Source organism: Streptomyces sp. NPDC014870 (assembly GCF_043081505.1).
In the GTDB taxonomy this organism is placed as follows: Bacteria; Actinomycetota; Actinomycetes; order Streptomycetales; family Streptomycetaceae; genus Streptomyces.
In genome coordinates this window covers 189,754-205,073 of record NZ_JBIBWQ010000006.1, presented here as the reverse complement: position 1 = coordinate 205,073, position 15,320 = coordinate 189,754, and the positions used below count along the sequence as shown (strand labels likewise).

Annotated in this window: 16 protein-coding genes; 5 read left to right on the top strand and 11 right to left on the bottom strand. The window is 73.3% G+C overall.

What is annotated here, in order from left to right; all coding sequences use genetic code 11:
* Window position 1: 1 nt before the first annotated feature.
* From aroA to ACF09C_RS18860, 10 genes are all read right to left on the bottom strand, one after another.
* The gene (gene aroA, locus ACF09C_RS18905) at window positions 2-1,297 is read right to left on the bottom strand and encodes a 3-phosphoshikimate 1-carboxyvinyltransferase (protein ID WP_392092573.1); all 1,296 of its coding nucleotides are present in this window, start codon (window positions 1,295-1,297) and stop codon (window positions 2-4) included.
* A 123-nt stretch (window positions 1,298-1,420) separates the two neighbouring features.
* Window positions 1,421-1,753 (bottom strand): hypothetical protein, encoded by a 333-nt coding sequence (locus ACF09C_RS18900; protein WP_392092572.1) that lies wholly within the window; start codon window positions 1,751-1,753, stop codon window positions 1,421-1,423.
* Window positions 1,741-3,633: an anthranilate synthase family protein gene (locus tag ACF09C_RS18895; protein ID WP_392092570.1), complete on the bottom strand. Its 1,893-nt coding sequence runs from the start codon at window positions 3,631-3,633 to the stop codon at window positions 1,741-1,743. Before ACF09C_RS18895 ends, ACF09C_RS18900 begins: the two co-directional genes overlap by 13 nt.
* 28 nt (window positions 3,634-3,661) lie before the next feature.
* A complete protein-coding gene (locus tag ACF09C_RS18890; protein WP_392092568.1) occupies window positions 3,662-4,318 on the bottom strand; it encodes an isochorismatase family protein in 657 nt (218 codons plus the stop codon).
* Window positions 4,319-4,340: 22 nt separating this feature from the next.
* Window positions 4,341-5,111: a 2,3-dihydro-2,3-dihydroxybenzoate dehydrogenase gene (locus ACF09C_RS18885; RefSeq protein ID WP_392092567.1), complete on the bottom strand. Its 771-nt coding sequence runs from the start codon at window positions 5,109-5,111 to the stop codon at window positions 4,341-4,343.
* Between the two features lie 59 nt (window positions 5,112-5,170).
* Window positions 5,171-6,343, bottom strand: coding sequence for a 3-deoxy-7-phosphoheptulonate synthase (locus ACF09C_RS18880; protein ID WP_392092565.1), 1,173 nt, complete (start codon window positions 6,341-6,343; stop codon window positions 5,171-5,173).
* A 260-nt stretch (window positions 6,344-6,603) separates the two neighbouring features.
* A complete protein-coding gene (locus tag ACF09C_RS18875; protein ID WP_362426798.1) occupies window positions 6,604-6,906 on the bottom strand; it encodes a helix-turn-helix transcriptional regulator in 303 nt (100 codons plus the stop codon).
* Between the two features lie 100 nt (window positions 6,907-7,006).
* Entirely contained in the window at window positions 7,007-7,585 is a 579-nt protein-coding gene (locus tag ACF09C_RS18870; protein ID WP_392092562.1) for a TetR/AcrR family transcriptional regulator, read from the bottom strand.
* A 59-nt stretch (window positions 7,586-7,644) separates the two neighbouring features.
* Window positions 7,645-8,085 carry a RidA family protein gene (locus tag ACF09C_RS18865; RefSeq protein WP_392092560.1) on the bottom strand — a complete coding sequence of 147 codons (441 nt, stop codon included), beginning with the start codon at window positions 8,083-8,085 and terminating at the stop codon, window positions 7,645-7,647.
* Window positions 8,082-9,059 (bottom strand): alpha/beta hydrolase, encoded by a 978-nt coding sequence (locus ACF09C_RS18860; RefSeq protein ID WP_392092558.1) that lies wholly within the window; start codon window positions 9,057-9,059, stop codon window positions 8,082-8,084. Before ACF09C_RS18860 ends, ACF09C_RS18865 begins: the two co-directional genes overlap by 4 nt.
* Window positions 9,060-9,204: 145 nt before the next feature.
* On the opposite strand from ACF09C_RS18860, the gene ACF09C_RS18855 reads away from it, so the two are divergent.
* Both ACF09C_RS18855 and ACF09C_RS18850 read left to right on the top strand, forming a co-directional pair.
* Window positions 9,205-10,488 carry a helix-turn-helix domain-containing protein gene (locus tag ACF09C_RS18855; RefSeq protein ID WP_392092556.1) on the top strand — a complete coding sequence of 428 codons (1,284 nt, stop codon included), beginning with the start codon at window positions 9,205-9,207 and terminating at the stop codon, window positions 10,486-10,488.
* A 142-nt stretch (window positions 10,489-10,630) separates the two neighbouring features.
* Window positions 10,631-11,878: a Cmx/CmrA family chloramphenicol efflux MFS transporter gene (locus tag ACF09C_RS18850; protein WP_392092555.1), complete on the top strand. Its 1,248-nt coding sequence runs from the start codon at window positions 10,631-10,633 to the stop codon at window positions 11,876-11,878.
* Between the two features lie 185 nt (window positions 11,879-12,063).
* Here the strand turns inward: ACF09C_RS18850 and ACF09C_RS18845 are convergent, their stop codons facing one another.
* Entirely contained in the window at window positions 12,064-12,825 is a 762-nt protein-coding gene (locus tag ACF09C_RS18845; protein ID WP_362425911.1) for a glucose 1-dehydrogenase, read from the bottom strand.
* A 193-nt stretch (window positions 12,826-13,018) separates the two neighbouring features.
* Here ACF09C_RS18845 and ACF09C_RS18840 point away from each other — a divergent pair, with 193 nt between their 5' ends.
* The 3 genes from ACF09C_RS18840 to ACF09C_RS18830 are packed head-to-tail and all read left to right on the top strand — an operon-like array spanning window position 13,019 to window position 15,260.
* Window positions 13,019-13,501 (top strand): cupin domain-containing protein, encoded by a 483-nt coding sequence (locus ACF09C_RS18840; protein WP_392092553.1) that lies wholly within the window; start codon window positions 13,019-13,021, stop codon window positions 13,499-13,501.
* On the top strand, window positions 13,501-14,301 hold the full coding sequence (locus ACF09C_RS18835) for an arylamine N-acetyltransferase (protein WP_392092551.1): 801 nt from the start codon (window positions 13,501-13,503) through the stop codon (window positions 14,299-14,301). Before ACF09C_RS18840 ends, ACF09C_RS18835 begins: the two co-directional genes overlap by 1 nt.
* The gene (locus ACF09C_RS18830) at window positions 14,301-15,260 is read left to right on the top strand and encodes an amidohydrolase family protein (protein WP_392092549.1); all 960 of its coding nucleotides are present in this window, start codon (window positions 14,301-14,303) and stop codon (window positions 15,258-15,260) included. Before ACF09C_RS18835 ends, ACF09C_RS18830 begins: the two co-directional genes overlap by 1 nt.
* Window positions 15,261-15,320 lie beyond the last annotated feature (60 nt).

Sequence of the window (15,320 nt, the reverse complement as noted above, 5' to 3'; positions counted from 1 at the left end):
CTCAGGTTGTCGGTACGGAGTGCCGGGGGAAGAGCCGGTGCAGCTCCTCGTGGAAGCCCGGGAAGGTCTTGGCGACGCAGCCGGGGTCGTCGAGGGTGATGCCCTCGGCGCGCAGGCCCAGGACCGAGAACGCCATCGCGATGCGGTGGTCGCGGTGGCAGACGATCCGGGCCGGCCCGGGCGCGCCGGGGTGAACGGTGATCCGGTCCGGTCCGGTCTCGGTCCGGATGCCGAGGGCGCGCAGATTGCCCTCGACGGCGGCGACCCGGTCCGACTCCTTCAGCCGGGCGTGCGCGACGCCGGTGATGGTGATCGGGGCGTCGGCCAGCGGCGCGATCGCGGCGAGGGTCATGAAGGTGTCCGAGATCTCGCCCATGTCCACGGAGAACCCGCCCCGCAGCGCCCCGGTCCCGGTGACCGTGGTCGCCTCGTCGGTGGTCTCCACCCGGGCGCCGGCGCGGGCGAGGACCTCGGTGAAGCGCAGGTCGCCCTGGAGGCTCGCGCGGCCGAGACCGGCCACACGCACGCTCGTCCCGGTGACCGCCGCCGCCGCGAAGACGTACGAGGCGGTGGAGGCGTCGGGCTCGATCGGCAGGTCGACGCCCTTGTAGCCGGTGGGCCGGACGGCGAACGCGCCGGGCGTCGCCTCCTGCACGTCGGCGCCGAAGTGCCGCATCAGGGCGAGCGTCATGTCGATGTACGGCCGGCTGACCAGCTCCGGCACGCGCAGCGTCAGCGGCCCGCGCATCAGCGGGCCCGCCATCAGCAGACCGGTCAGGAACTGGCTGCTGAGCGAGGAGTCCACGGTCAGCTCCCCGCCGTCGAGCCCCCGCGAGCGGACCCGCAGCGGAAGCCGCCCGCCGGGCCCCGTGGTGACGTCGGACCCGAGGAGCCGCAGGGCCTCGGCGAGCGGCGCCACGGGACGGGCGGTGAGCTGGTCGGAGCCCTCGAAGCCGAAGTCGCCGTGCCCGGTCGCGGCGAACGGCGGCAGGAAGCGGGCGGCGGTGCCCGCGTCGGCGCACCAGACGGTCGCGGCGCCGGCCGGGCCCCGACCGAGCCCGTGCACGGTCCAGACACTGTCGTCCCCGGCATCCGGATCGTCCTCTGCGGTGTCGATCCGGACCCCGAGGCCGCGCAGGGCCTCGCGGAACGCCGTCGTGTCGTCGCTGACCAGCGGCGCGCCGAGGGCGCTCGGCCCGTCCGCGGCGGCCGCGAGCAGCAGGGCCCGGTTGGTCAGTGACTTCGAGCCCGGTATCCGGGCGTTCAGGGCGGGAGTCGCCGGTACGGCGAAGGTCATGGCAGTCCTTTGCGAGTACGGCCGCCGCGTGCGCGGCGGTCCGGGGGAGGAGCGCCGCACACGGAGGCTTCCGGCGGCCGTCCCCCGCCCGGTGCGGCCACGGGGAGGCGAGAGGCCGCCCGGTCAGCCGCCGACGGCCTCCAGGGCCGCGCCGCGGCCGGCGAGCGCGGCGACGGCGAACGCGCCCTCGACCGTCGCCTCCACGTCGAAGGAGTGCCGCTCGGTGGGCGGGTAGCCGATGAGTTCGGCCGCCCGCTGGGGGATCGCGGCCTCGGCCGTCTCCCAGAGCAGGACGGCCCCCCACCGGTTCGTCGCCGCGTCGGAGATCCAGAACTTCAGCCGCAGACCGGGCACCTGGGAGAACCGGTCCACCGCCTCGTCGCGCAGGAAGCCCCGCAGCGACTCGACGGTCTGCTCCGACCGCGCCAGGTCCCACCAGACGATCACCGCACGCACGAGCCGGCCACCTCCGCGAGCAGCTCCCCGATGATCCGGGGGCCGTCCACCGTCAGGACTGACTCGGCGTGGAACTGCATGGAGACGAAGGCCCCCGCGCGCAGCCCGTGCACCTCGCCCGTCGCCGGGTCCCGGCTGACCTCGACCGTGCCGTGCACCGGGTGCTCGAAGGAGTCCCCCTCGGAGCGGGCGGCGAACGTGTTGTAGAAGCCGACCCGTTCGCGCCGGCCGAAGAGGTCGATCTCGTGCTGCGCGCCCTGGTTGGGCACCGGCCGGCGCACCAGGTCGAGCCCCACCAGGGTGGAGAGCACCTGGTGGCTCAGGCAGACCGCCATGAACGGCCTGCGCTCCTCCAGGAGCTGGGCCACCGCCGCCCGCAGATGCGCGATCTTGGGGTCGCCCGTCTCGCGCGGATCCCCGGGCCCGGGGCCCATCACGACCAGGTCGTGCTCGTCGAAGCTGTACCGCTCGTCGAAGCGCCGGACGCGCACCTCGCCGCCGAGCGAGCGGATCTGCTGGGCGATCATCTCCGTGAAGGTGTCCTCCGCGTCGATCACCAGGATCCGCCGGCCGGTCAGCGGACCGGCCGCGCCGAGCCGGTCCTCCTGGTCCCTGAGCCAGAAGTCGGCGATCCGCTCGTTGCGTTCGTCGAGCGCCTCGCGGACCGCCGGGTGGGCCCCGAACCGGATCGGCTCCGGGTCGCCGAGCGCGGCGAGCAGCCCGGCCGCCTTGGCGCGGGTCTCCTGCACCTCCGACTGCGGGTCGGAGTGGCGCACCAGCGTCGCGCCGACCCCGATCCGCATCAGGCCCTCGTGGTCGATGTCGGCGGTACGGATCAGGATCGAGGAGTCCAGGGTGCGCTCGCCGGCGGCGTCGCGGCCGATCAGCGCGGCCACCCCGCTGTAGTAGCCGCGGCCCTGCGGCTCGTACCGGCTGATCACCCGGGCCGCGCTCTCCAGCGGGGAGCCCGTCACCGTCGGGGCGAACAGCGTCTCGCGCAGGATGTCCCGCACATCGCGGTCGGTACGGCCCTCGATGAAGTACTCGGTGTGCGCGAGCCGGGCCATCTCCTTCAGGTACGGGCCCACGACCCGGCCGCCCCCGGGGCAGATCCGGGCCATCATCTTCAGCTCCTCGTCGACGACCATGTACAGCTCGTCGGCCTCCTTCTGGTCGGCGAGGAAGTCCATGACCCCGTCGAGCTCGGGGCCGGCCGCCGGATAGCGGTACGTACCCGAGATCGGGTTCATCACGGCCGTGCCCTCGCGGACGCTGATGTGCCGCTCGGGCGTCGCGCCCACGAAGGTCCGCTCGCCGGTGTGGACGAGGAACGTCCAGTACGCCCCGGCCTCCCGCTGCACCAGGCGGCGGAAGAACGACAGCGCCGTGGTCAGGCCGAAGCCGGGCAGCCGGGCGGTGAAGGAGCGCCGCATCACGAAGTTGGCCCCCTCACCGGTTCCGATCTCGTCCGCGACGACCCGCCGCACGATCTCCGCGTACGCCTCGTCGTCCACGTCGAAGTGGCCGTCGGCCAGCTTCACCGGCTCGTCGGGCAGCAGCGGAAGCGTCGCGCGCAGCGGCACCGCCGCCTGCTCGCGCACCGTCATCGCGAGCAGCGGCGCGCCGTCGTCGGGGGCGGCGAAGCCCCGCTCGGCGAGCTGGCGGTAGGGGATCAGGGTGAGGATCTCCGAGCGGGCGCCGGGGCCGTCCCGCTCGGGCAGGTCGAGGTCGGCGAGGGACGGGATCTCCGCCACGCCGCCGACGAGCAGTTCCAGGGTGTCCGGGTCCACCGTCTCGGGCCGGTGCATCAGCGCGAACGCGCCGGCCGAGCCGTCGAGGATGCGTGCCAGCAGGTCGTGCCCGCTGTCCTGCGTAGCCATGGGGGTTCCTTTCGGCGGTGGGCGCGGCTCAGCGCGGCGCGCCGCCCGCGTCGAGTTCGCTGAGCACCTGCTTGGCGGACACGACGCGGGCCGCGCGCTGTGCCGCGTAGTCGAGCGCGAGCCGGTGGTGTCCGGCCGAGAAGTCGGCGACGGCGTCCGCCACCAGGAAGGGCTTGATGTCGTTGGTGAAGGCCTCCACCGCGGTCATCAGGACGCCCACGTGGGCGTACACACCGCAGACGATCAGCTGGTCGCGCCGGTGGAAGCGCATCCGCTCCAGCAGGTCGGACTTGAAGAAGGCGCTGTATCGCCACTTCGTGAACTGCCAGTCCGCGGGCCCAGGTTCGAGCGGCTCGACCACCTTGCGGTGCTCGGGCGTGGCCTTCATGCCGGGGCCCCAGAAGTCCTTCAGGAGCCCGCGCTGGTCGGGCGTCATGTCGCCGGGCTGCGCGGTGTACGCGATCGGTACGCCCAGCTCCACGCACCGCTCGCGCAGCAGCGCCGAGTTGGCCACCAGGGCGTCGCCGGGCGCCTCGGAGCGCGGGAACGGCTTGAGGAAGAACTCCTGCATGTCGTGGAGGAGCAGCACCGCCCGGCGCGGATCCACCGGCCAGTCCACGATGTTCTCCGGCAGTTCGCCCTCGGTGGGCATGGGGTACGACTCGATCGGGGGGATACCGGGCATCGGCCGGCCGTTCCTCTCTTGGCTAGACACCGAGCGTGGCACCGCCGTCCACGGTCAGCTCGTGCAGGGTGACGTGGCCCGCGTCGTCGGACAGCAGGAAGGCGACGGCCCGCGCGACGTCCTCGGGCCGGGCGACCTTGCCCAGCGGGATGCCGACCCGGTACGCCTCGGGGGAGCCGGCGATCGACGCCTTGGCGGCGGTGTCGGCGGTGTGCATCCCGCGCAGCATCGGGGTGTCGGTGGAGCCGGGCGCCACCACGTTGCAGCGGATGCCGTACTCCGCCACCTCAAGGCCCAGGCACTTGGTGAACGCGGTGGCGGCCGCCTTGGACGCCGCGTACGCCGCCATCTGCGCCCGGGCCGTGCCCGCCGCGTTCGACGCGACCGTGACGATCGCGCCGCGCCGGCGCGGGATCATGCGGTTGACCACGGCCCGCGAGGTGTGGAACACCCCGTTCGCGTTGACCGCGAACGTGGTCGTCCAGTCCTCGTCGCTGAGGGCGTGCGCCCCGGCCAGGCGGAGCACGCCCGCCGCGTTCACCAGGCGTTCCACCGGGCCGAGTTCGCGCTCGACCCGGTCGACGGCGGCCTCCACGTCCGCGCTCGACGTGACGTCGGCCGGGAAGCCGGTGACGTCGAGGCCGTCGGCGCGCAGCCGCGCCACCGTGTCGGCGAGCCGGTCCGGCACCAGGTCGACGGCGGCGACCCGGGCGCCGCGCTCGGCGAGCAGCCGGACGACGGCCTGGCCGATACCGCCCGCCGCGCCCGTCACCAGGGCGACTGTTCCTGCCACGTGCACAACCTCCGTGTCCACCGCTGTCGTCGGTCCGGTCCGCGCGTCGTCCCGCCCGGTCATCCGCGCCATGCCGAGACGGCCGCGACGGCCTGCTGCGGGTTGAGGCGCGGGTCGCAGAAGCTCAGGTACTTGTCGCCGAGGCTGCCGAGCCCGTCCGCGTCGGCGACGCACTCGGTGACGCTCTCCGGGGTGGTCTCCAGGTGCAGGCCCGCGGCCACGCCGCCGCCCGCGCCGACCGCGCCCTGGAACGCCTCGATCTCCTTCACGACGGTGGTCAGGAGGCGCGTCTTCAGGCCGCCGGGGCCGCTGACGGTGTTGCCGTGCATCGGGTCGGACAGCCAGAGCACCGGGTGGCCCGCCCGGTCGACGGCCTCGACGAGGGCCGGCAGCTTCGTGGCGGCGTTCTCGGCGCCCATCCGGGCGATCAGGGTGAGCCGGCCGGGGCGCCGCTGGGCGTCGAGCCGCTCGCACAGGGCGAGGAGTTCGTCCGGGGTCATGGACGGCCCGACCTTGACCGAGACCGGGTTGGAGACCGCGGCGAGCAGGGCGATGTGGGCGCCGTCCGGCTGCCGGGTGCGCTCGCCCACCCAGGGCCAGTGCGTCGAGGTGAGCAGCAGCGAGCCGTCGGGCTCGCGGCGCAGCATGGGCAGTTCGTAGTCGAGCAGCAGGGCCTCGTGGCTGGTCCACACCGGCACGTCCAGCTCGGGCCGGACGGCGGTGCCGCGCCAGCCCAGGTAGTGCATGGTGTCGCTGGCGGCGCGGTAGCCGGTGAGCAGATGGCCCGGGTCGGCCTCGCGCTGCTCGGGGTCCGGCTCGGGCCGGTTCACCATGTGGCCCCGGTAAACGGGGAGTTCGGTGCCGCCGACCGTCTCGGTGGGCCTGGAGCGCGGCTTGGCGTACTGGCCGGCGATCCGGCCCACCCGCAGGACGGGCTTGCCGGAGGCGAGCTTCATCGTCCCGGCCAGGACGTCGAGGAGCGCGGTCTTCTTGTGGACGTCACCGGGGTTCGCCTCGGCGGGGTCCTCGGCGCAGTCGCCGGTCTGGATCACCTGGACGTGTCCGGCGGCGGCCTCCGCGAGGAGGGAGCGCAGCCGGCGCACGGCCTCGGCGTCCACGAGGGCAGGCATCCGGCCGAGGTCCGTGCGGACCTCGGCGAGACGCGGGTGGTCCTGCCAGTCGGGCTGTTGGAGGGCGGGAAGGGAACGGAGGTGGGACAGAATGTCGGTCATCGTTTTCCCTCGGCGGGCGTGCCGGATGGACTCCGGCTGATGGGGGCGTGGAGGCGGGCGGACGACACGGACGCGTGCGCGTCGACGTGATGTCCCGCCCGGCGTCTTCCGTCCTGCGGCGGCGGCTCGGCTGGCAGCATCGGCATGCCGGAGCGTCGACGAGTGTGAACGGCGCGGGCCTCGACAAGGCGCGCCGATTCGTACGAAATCCACTATCACCAGGCCCCCCGCCGGACCGCAACGGCGGCCCGCCGAGTCCGTCAAGTGGCGCGGATACGGGATGGACCGGCGCTCTCCACGGCCTGTTCGAGTGGGCTCACCTGGTCGTGGAAGACGGTCAGGCGGGCGAGCGCGACGCGGCTGGAGATGCCCAGCTTGATGAAGATGTGGCGCAGGTGACTGTCCACCGTGTGCGGTGAGACGACCAGGTGGGTGGCCACGGCGCGGTTGGTCAGACCCTCGGACACCAGGCGGGCCACCCGCAGTTCGGCCGGGGTGAGGCTCGCCCAGCCGAGGGCCTGTACGGACGGATTCTTCCGGTACGAAGCGTGGGCTGTATTCACGCGGCAGACCCTGACGGGACGCCCGGAGGGGTCGCAACGGCGCCCCGTCCACTCTGTCATGTCGTCCGTCAGGTTCCCCGGCCCCCGCGGAGCGGGCCGGCTACAGCGCGGTGAGGGCGCTTTCGACGACGCTGAGCAGGGCGTTCCGGTCCTTCTGGACCCGGGCGAGAACGCGCAATCCGTAGTAGGTGCTGAGTACTTGGCGGGCGAGCGTCCGGGTGTCCCGACCGGCGGTGATCTCGCCCGAGCGCTGCCCTCGCGCGAGGGTCGCCGCGAGCGCCTCCTCCACGGTGGAGAAGTGCCGCAGGACCTCCGCCCGGACCGCTTCGTCCGAGTCGGCCTTCTCGACCGAGGCGTTGATGGCGAAGCATCCGGAGCCTTCGGGGTCCGACAGATCGTCGTCGATCGCGTGGACCATCAGGTCCCGGAGCCGGTCCTTCACCGGTCCCGGCTGTTCGAGGAGGGCGGTCTGCTCGGCGGTGTGCGTCTCGTAATAGCGGCGCAGGGCCTTCAGATACAGCTCGCGCTTGTCGCCGAAGGCGTTGTACAGGCTCGACTGGCCCATGCCCGTCGAATCGGCCAGGTCCCGGGTGGACGTGGCCTCGTACCCCTGCCGCCAGAACGTGTTCATGGCGGCGGTGAGGGCGTGCGTCTCGTCGAACTTCCTGGGCCTGGCCATGACCGCAGTCTAGGGTTTTTGGAGCGGTCGCACTGAAATTCGTCGGACGACCGTACGGATCACGCCGTCACCGCGCCCTCCGCCACCGCGATCGCCTCGATCTCGATCAGCCAGTCCGGATCGGCGAGGGAGGAGACCTCGACGAAGGACTCGGCGATCGTGTGCGGGGCGAAGTGCTCGGCCCTGACCCGCGCGAACACCTCCTGGTCCCGGGCGATGTCGGTGACGAACACGGTCGCCTTGACGACCTGGTCGAGGCCCGATCCGGCGTTCTTCAGGACGAGCCCGAGATTGGCCAGAGCCTGTCGGGCCTGGGCCTCGAAGTCGCCCGCGCCGACCGTGCCGCCGTGCGGGTCGATCGGGCCCTGACCCGAGGTGAGGACCAGGTTCCCGACCCGGATGCCGAGCGCGATGCCGGCGGGCGCGTACCAGTCGGGATCCGCGGTGACCCGGACGCGGTGGGGCGCGCCGTGGGATGCGTCGCGGGACACGTCGGTCATGCCGCGTCGCCCAGCGCCTCGTGGACGGCGAGCACCAGCTCGTCGATCGAGCGCCCGCCGCTCTCCGTGCCGAACGAGTCGAAGATGTGGAACGCCCCGGCCCACTGGTGCAGCGTGACCGGCACGCCCGCCTCCAGGAGACGCCGGCCGTAGTCCAGACCCTCGTCGCGCAGCGGGTCGTACTCGGCGGTGACGATGTGGGTCGCCGGGAGCCCCCTCAGGTCCTCGGCGCGGTTGGGCGCCGCGTACGGCGAGGTCTCCCGCTGCTCGTGGCCCTCGCCGAGGTAGTGGCGCCACATCGACACGGACTGCGGGGTCGACCACACGGGCGTGTCGTGGAAGGCCCGCGCGGACGGGGTGTCCATGCGGTCGTCGGTCACCGGGAAGGTCAGCACCTGGAGCGCCAGCCCGGGCCCCTGCCGGTCGCGGGCCATCAGGGCGACGGAGGCGGAGAGCGCGCCGCCCGCGCTGCAGCCCGCGACGCCCAGGCGCGCCGGGTCGACCCCGAGCTCCTCGGTGTGCGCGGCGAACCACTCCAGGGCCGCGTAGCAGTCCTCGGCGCCCGCGGGGAACGGGTTCTCGGGCGCCAGCCGGTACTCGACGCTGACGACGACGACGTTCGCGCGGGAGGAGAACCAGACGCACTGGTTGTGCTCGGTCTCCAGGCTGCCCATCACGAAGCCGCCGCCGTGGATCCACAGCAGACCGCCGTGCGGGCCTTCGGTACGGGGGGTGTAGACGCGCACGGCGACGTCGGGGGCGCCCGCCGGGCCGGGTATCAGCCGCTCGGTCACGGTGATGGCGCTGGTGTCGGCCGGCTCCCACTGGGCCTCGAGGTCCTTGAGGGTGCGGCGGGCGACGGCCGGCTCCGCGACGTCCAGGTAGGGGATCTGGTCGACGAGCGGGGCCAGGTCGGGGCGGAGCCGCATGCGGGTGGGCGCGGGCGCGGCGGAACGGTGGGTGGCGTCACTCATGCGGTCATCGTCCCCCGCGGGCGGGGCCGCGCGCCGCCGCCGCCCGTCGCATGTTGGCGCCCCCGGAGCACCGATTGGTGCGCCGACCTGACGGAGTGTCGCCGCGGCCGGGAAGGCGCCGGGCGCCCCGCACTAGCCTGCGCGGATGTACGGACTCACGTCGAGCCCCGCGCACCCGTCCTCGGAGGCGGAGACGGCGCCGGCTCTCCTCGCCCGTTTCGACGCGCTCTTCGCCGGCGTCGCGGACGCCGACGAACTGGTCCGCGCCGCGGCGCGGGTCGCGGGCTGTACCGCCGGGATGGCGGACCGCGGCCGGGTGCTGCGGCGATGTCCGGCGGGCGGTGTGCCGGAGGCGGCCGGGGAGGTGGTGCCGTCGACCCGGCGGCTGATCACCGTGGGCGGACGCGCGGCGGGTGAGGTGTGGGTCGAACGCCCGGGGGAGCCGCTGCCCTTCGACGCGCTCCTCACCGAACGCATGGCCCTCGCGGCCGCCATCCTGGTGGCCAGGGGAGCGGGCGTACCAGCCGGGGGACCGGGCGGTCACATCGGATCAGCGGGCGGTCACGCCGGATCAGCGGGCGGTCACGCCGGATCCGCGGGCGGCGTCGCGTCGTTCGCGCGCCCGCGCCGCCCGCGCGACGCCGGACGAGGGCCCTGCGAGCACCCGGTGTGGGCGCCCGCCGGGCTCGGGGATCCCGCGCTCGTGCAGGCGGCGCTGTCCCCGTCGATGCCCGAGACACAGCGCTCCCGCGCGCTGCACCTGCTCGGTCTTCCGCCCGCCGGGCCGATGCGCGCCGTCGCCGTGGTCGTCGCCGAACCGCAGTCCCTCCAGGGCGCGTTGCGTGCCTGCGCGGCCGAGTTGTCGGCGCCGCCGTCGGCGCGTACGGGCACCGTGGCGCCGCACGGCGTGCTCTGGCCCCGGGTCGGGGCGCTCGTCCTGCCGGGGCCCGGGCCCGGGCCCGCAGCCGCCGTGCGCCCCGGCCCCGGCGTGGCCGTCGGCCTCGGGCCCGCGGTCGCGCCGGAGCGGCTTCCGGAGTCCTGGGCGCAGGCCCGGCGCGCGGCCCGGTTCGCGGGCCTCGGGCCCACGTGGCCCCGCCTGGTGGACGCCGCCGGGCTCGGCGCGCAGGTCCTGCTCGCCGACATCCCCGAGGAGGCGGCGCTGGCTCACCCGGACGTGAGCGCGGTCGCCCGCCTGGAGGCCGAACCGGACGGCCCGCAGATGCTGGCGACCCTGGAGGCCGTCTGCCGTACGCGCTCGCTGCGCGAGGCGGCCAAACTCCTCTCGCTGCACCACAGTTCGGTCGCGCACCGGGTGGCCCGCGCCGAGCGCGCCCTCGCGATGTCGCTGAGCGACCCCTCCGACCGGCAGCGGGTCCACACCGCCGTACTGCTGTGGCGGCTGAACGCACCCGACAACTGGCGCAACTGAGGCCCGAATTCGGCCGCGGCACGCCGTGCCTTCATTTTGAAGCGGTCGCTCCAAAATATGCTAGCGTCACCACGTGGCCGGCGCGCTCCGCTCGCGACCGGACCCCAACACCGCGCCACACCCACGCCCTTGGAGGCACTCCATGCCCCTCGCCGTCTACATCCTCGGCCTGGGAATCTTCACCCAAGGCACATCGGAGTTCATGCTCTCCGGGCTGCTCCCCAACCTCTCCGACGACCTGGGTGTCTCCATCCCCGATGCCGGTCTGCTGATCTCCGCGTTCGCCATCGGCATGGTCGTCGGCGCCCCGCTGCTCGCCGTCGCCACCCTGAAGTGGCCCCGCCGCACCGCCCTGGTCGCGCTCCAGGCCGTCTTCATCGCCGCGCACATCGTCGGCGCGCTGGCCCCCGGCTACGGCGTCCTGTTCGCCACCCGGGTCATCAGCGCCCTCGCCTACGCCGGCTTCTGGGGCGTCGCCGTCGCCACCGCCGTCGCCCTCGTCCCGGCCAACGCCAAGGGCAAGGCCGTCGCGGTGGTCGCCGGCGGACTCACCCTCGCCACCATCGTGGGCGTGCCCGCGGGCACCGTCCTGAGTCAGTTCGCCGGCTGGCGGGCCGCCTTCTGGGGCGTGGCCGTGCTCACCCTCGTCAGCCTCGCGTGCTCGGTGTTCGCCATTCCCGGCGGCAAGGGCTCCGCCGACGAGGCCCGGACCGTCCGCGCCGAACTGCGCGCCATGGCACGGCCCCAGCTGTGGCTGTCGTACGCCGTGACGGCCTTCTCCTTCGGAGCGGTCATCGTCACCTTCAGCTACCTCGCCTCGCTGCTCACCGACGTCACCGGCCTCGCCGAGGGCTGGGTGCCCGTCCTCCTCGCGCTCTTCGGCGTCGGCGGCCTGCTCGGCATGGTCATCGGCGGCCGGACCGCCGAGGCCTACCCGATCCGCACCCTGGCGCTCGGCACCGGAGTCCTCGCCGTCGCCTCCGCGCTGCTCGCGGTCCTCGCGGAGAACACCGTCGTCACCGTCGCCCTGATCTTCGTCCTCGGTCTCGCCGGGTACGTGACCAACCCGATCCTGCAGTCCCGGGTGTTCGTCGTGGCGCCCGGCGCCCCGACCCTGGTGGGCGCCACCAACACCTCCGCCTTCAACGTCGGCAACACCCTGGCCCCGGCCCTCGGCGGCATGACCATCAGCGCCGGGTTCGGCTTCGAGTCGGTGGCCTGGGTCGGCGCCGCGCTGGCCGCCGCCGGTCTGCTCGGCACGCTGTGGGCGGGCCACCTGCAGTACCGGAACCGGCCCGCCGCCGAGGGCGCCGTGGTCGCCTCCGGCGGGGGCGCAGGGCGCAAGGAGCTGGACCAGGACGGGCAGCCCGCCCGCGCCGGCCGCGCCTGAGCCGCACGAGCGCTTGAGCCGTACGCGCTTGAGCCGTACGCGCTTGAGCCGTACGAGCGCTTGAGCCGTACGCGCCTGAGCCGCACCCCCCGGGGCCGAACGGCCCCCACCCCGAGAACGCCGTGCCCCGGTCCGCTGACTCCCCCCTGCGGACCGGGGCACGGTTCCGTCTGCGACGGGGCCGCTCAGGCCGTGATGCCGCCGTCTATCACGAGGTCGTGGCCGAGCGCGAAGCCCGACTCCTCGGACGCCAGGTACAGCACCGCCGCGGCGCCCTCCTCCACCGAGCCGATCCGCCCCAGCGGGAACATCCCCTTGGCGCGCTCCACCCGCTCCTCGGGCGTCTCGTTCTCCAGGAGGGACATCGGCGTGTCCATCGAGGACGGGCTGAGGGTGTTCACCCGGATGCCGTCGGCCGCGTACTCCCGCGCCGCACTGCGCCCGAGCGCGGCGACGGCCGCCTTGCTCGCCCCGTACGCGCCCGCCCCGGGAATCGTCAGGTGCGCGCCGACCACGGAACCCACGTTGACGATGGTGCCGCCGCCCTGCTCGCGCATCTGCCGGATCTCGTGCTTCAACGACCGCCAGGTCCCCAGCAGGTTGATCTCCAGGGTCCGCAGGAAGTCCGCCTCCGCGAGCTCCGTGAGACCGGCCGGCTCCGGCAGGTACCCCGCGTTGTTGACGGCGACGTCCAGCCGGCCGTGGCGCTCCACGACCGTCCGCACCAGCGCCTCCACCTCCGCCTCGACGGCGATGTCGGCCGTGACGTGACCGGCCGTACCGCCCTCCTTCTCGATCAGCCGGACCGTCTCGACCAGGCGGTCGGCGGTGCGCCCGGCGACCACGACGGTGGCGCCCTCCCGGCCGAAGGCCAGGGCCGTGGCGCGCCCGATCCCGGACCCGCCCCCGGTGACGAGCACCACCTTGCCGGTGAAGCGACCAGTCATGTTCCTCATCCCATCCTCGGTGCCTACGCGCGTCCGCGCGCACGCACCACGATGGCCGCGAGCGCCTGGGAAACCATCACGTATTCACGGGAGTGACCAGGGAAAACCCCGTGAACACGGGATGCCTGAAACGGACTTCGTCCGGTGGGGTGGAACGCGTACGTACGCGCACACCCGCGAGAAAGGGAAAGCCTTGAGCTTCGAGGAGTCCGAGGGCATCGTCTACATCCCGCCGAAGGCGGGCCCGGCGCGCTGGGTGTTCGGCGACCACTACACCCTCAAGGCGGACAAGGAGAACACGCACGGATCCCTCGGCCTGATCGAGGCCATGGTGCCCCCCGGCGGCGGCCCGCCGCTGCACATCCACCACGACGCCGACGAGGCCTTCTACCTCATCGAGGGCGAACTGGAGATCTCCAACGAGAAGCGCCGCGCGGTCGTCGGCGCGGGTGCGTTCATCTTCGTGCCCAAGGGCAAGGTCCACGCGTTCAAGAACGTCAGCGACGAGCCCGCCAAGATGCTCATCATCTTCACGCCCGCGGGCTTCGAGCACTTCTTCACCGAACTCGGCGTGGCGGCCGAGGAGGGCATGCCCGCGCCCGAGGCCGAGCAGTACGCCGCCGACGTCGAGAAGGCCCAGGCCATCGTCGCCAAGTACGCGGCGGAGTACGTCTGATGCTCGACGCGACCACCGTGGACGCCTACCTCGACCGGATCGGCGCCAAGCGCCCCGAACGGCTCGACGGCGAGGCCCTGGCCCATCTGCACGAACGGCATGTCCTCAGCATCCCGTTCGAGAACATCGACTTCGCCTTCGGCCGCCCGAGCCTGCCGATCGGACTCGGCGAACCCGCCCTCGAGAAGATCGTCGGACGCGGCCGGGGCGGCTGCTGCTACGAACTCAACGGCGCCTTCTTCACCCTCCTCGCCACCCTCGGCTTCGACGTGGAGCCACTCGGCGCCCGCGTCCTGGAGGACGGCGTGTTCGGCCCGCTCCTCGGCCACCTGTGCCTGCGCGTACGGACCGAGGACAGCGCGGACCCGTGGCTGGCCGATGTCGGCTACGGGCACGCGTTCCGCTCCCCGCTGCCGCTGCGCCCGGGCACGCCCCACGAGGACCCGCAGGGCACCTTCGAACTCGTCGAGGCCCCCAAGGGCGACCTCGACCTCCACCGCGACGGCGAACTGCAGTACCGCCTCGAACTGCGCGGCCGTGAACTGGCGGACTTCGCCCCCACGATGTGGTGGTTCCGCAGCGCCGACGACTCGCCGTTCCTGGCCCGCCAGGTCTGCTCCATGCCCACCCCCGGCGGGCGGGTCACCCTCGCCGGCCGGACCCTGACCCGTACCGAGAACGGGGTCAGGACCAAGGAGGAGCTTGCCGACGACGACGACGTCGTCCGCGCCGCCTACCGCACCTGGTTCGGCATCGAACTCGACGCACTGCCGGACCGCCCGACCGACGGAGAACACTGATGCACGACGTGACCGACGGACTCATCGACGTCCACCACCACGCGATCCCGCCGACCTACCGCGCCGCACTCGGCGACAAGGTCGCCATCCCCGGCGTCGACTACCCGACCTGGAGCCCGGAGGCGTCCCTCGAGGTGATGGACCGGCACTCCATCGCCGCCGCCGTCCTCTCCGTCACCGCGCCGGGCGTCACCTTCGCCCAGGGCGCCGAGGCCCGTCGGCTGGCCCGCGAGGTCAACGAGTACTACGCCGCCCTCATCGCCGAACACCCCGCCCGCTTCGGCGCGTTCGCGATCCTGCCGCTGCCCGACGTGGCCGCGGCCAAGGACGAACTGACCTACGCGATCGACGAGCTCGGCCTCGACGGCGTCGGGCTGCTGACCAGCTACGGCAACCGGTACCTCGGCGACCCGGAGTTCGAGCCGCTGCTCGCCGAGATCGCCGACCGCGGCCTGCCCGTGCACGTCCACCCCGGCACCCCGCCGGCCAAGGACGTCGCCACCTTCGACCTCCCGCCCTCGCTCTACGACTTCACCTTCGAGACCACCCGCACGGTCGTCGACCTGCTCTTCAGCGGCACGCTGGAACGGCTGCCGCACCTGAAGCTGATCGTCTCGCACGCGGGCGGCACGCTGCCGTTCCTCGCGCAGCGGCTCACCTACGGGCCGACGATCGGGAAGTACCTGACCGAGCGGGCGCCCAAGGACGTCGTCGGGGCGCTGCGCGGGCTGTACTACGACATCGCGATGTCCGCCAACCGCTTCGCCCTGCCCGCGCTCACCGAACTGGCCGCTCCGGACCGGATCCTGTTCGGCAGCGACTTCCCGTTCATGCCGGCCGCGCACACGACGGAGAACGTCGAGGGTTTTGGCGCGTACGCGGGCTGGAACGCGGAGCGGCGCACGGCCATCGGCCGTGAGAACGCGCTGAAGCTCTTCCCGCGCCTCGCCGGAAAGTAGCGCCGGCCGTACCGCGGCCCGTACCGCGCGCACGAAGGAGCCGGCCGCCTCGGGGGAGGT

What these genes read in the sequence shown, in the direction of transcription:
- ACF09C_RS18870 (WP_392092562.1), bottom strand. Translation starts at nt 7,585, where the DNA reads ATGGCCAGGCCCAGGAAGTTCGACGAGACGCACGCCCTCACCGCCGCC.
- ACF09C_RS18830 (WP_392092549.1), top strand. Translation starts at nt 14,301, where the DNA reads ATGCACGACGTGACCGACGGACTCATCGACGTCCACCACCACGCGATC.
- ACF09C_RS18865 (WP_392092560.1), bottom strand. Translation starts at nt 8,085, where the DNA reads ATGACCGACGTGTCCCGCGACGCATCCCACGGCGCGCCCCACCGCGTC.
- ACF09C_RS18880 (WP_392092565.1), bottom strand. Translation starts at nt 6,343, where the DNA reads ATGACCGACATTCTGTCCCACCTCCGTTCCCTTCCCGCCCTCCAACAG.
- ACF09C_RS18890 (WP_392092568.1), bottom strand. Translation starts at nt 4,318, where the DNA reads ATGCCCGGTATCCCCCCGATCGAGTCGTACCCCATGCCCACCGAGGGC.
- ACF09C_RS18845 (WP_362425911.1), bottom strand. Translation starts at nt 12,825, where the DNA reads ATGACTGGTCGCTTCACCGGCAAGGTGGTGCTCGTCACCGGGGGCGGG.
- ACF09C_RS18895 (WP_392092570.1), bottom strand. Translation starts at nt 3,633, where the DNA reads ATGGCTACGCAGGACAGCGGGCACGACCTGCTGGCACGCATCCTCGAC.
- ACF09C_RS18835 (WP_392092551.1), top strand. Translation starts at nt 13,501, where the DNA reads ATGCTCGACGCGACCACCGTGGACGCCTACCTCGACCGGATCGGCGCC.
- ACF09C_RS18860 (WP_392092558.1), bottom strand. Translation starts at nt 9,059, where the DNA reads ATGAGTGACGCCACCCACCGTTCCGCCGCGCCCGCGCCCACCCGCATG.
- ACF09C_RS18850 (WP_392092555.1), top strand. Translation starts at nt 10,631, where the DNA reads ATGCCCCTCGCCGTCTACATCCTCGGCCTGGGAATCTTCACCCAAGGC.
- ACF09C_RS18855 (WP_392092556.1), top strand. Translation starts at nt 9,205, where the DNA reads ATGTACGGACTCACGTCGAGCCCCGCGCACCCGTCCTCGGAGGCGGAG.
- aroA (WP_392092573.1), bottom strand. Translation starts at nt 1,297, where the DNA reads ATGACCTTCGCCGTACCGGCGACTCCCGCCCTGAACGCCCGGATACCG.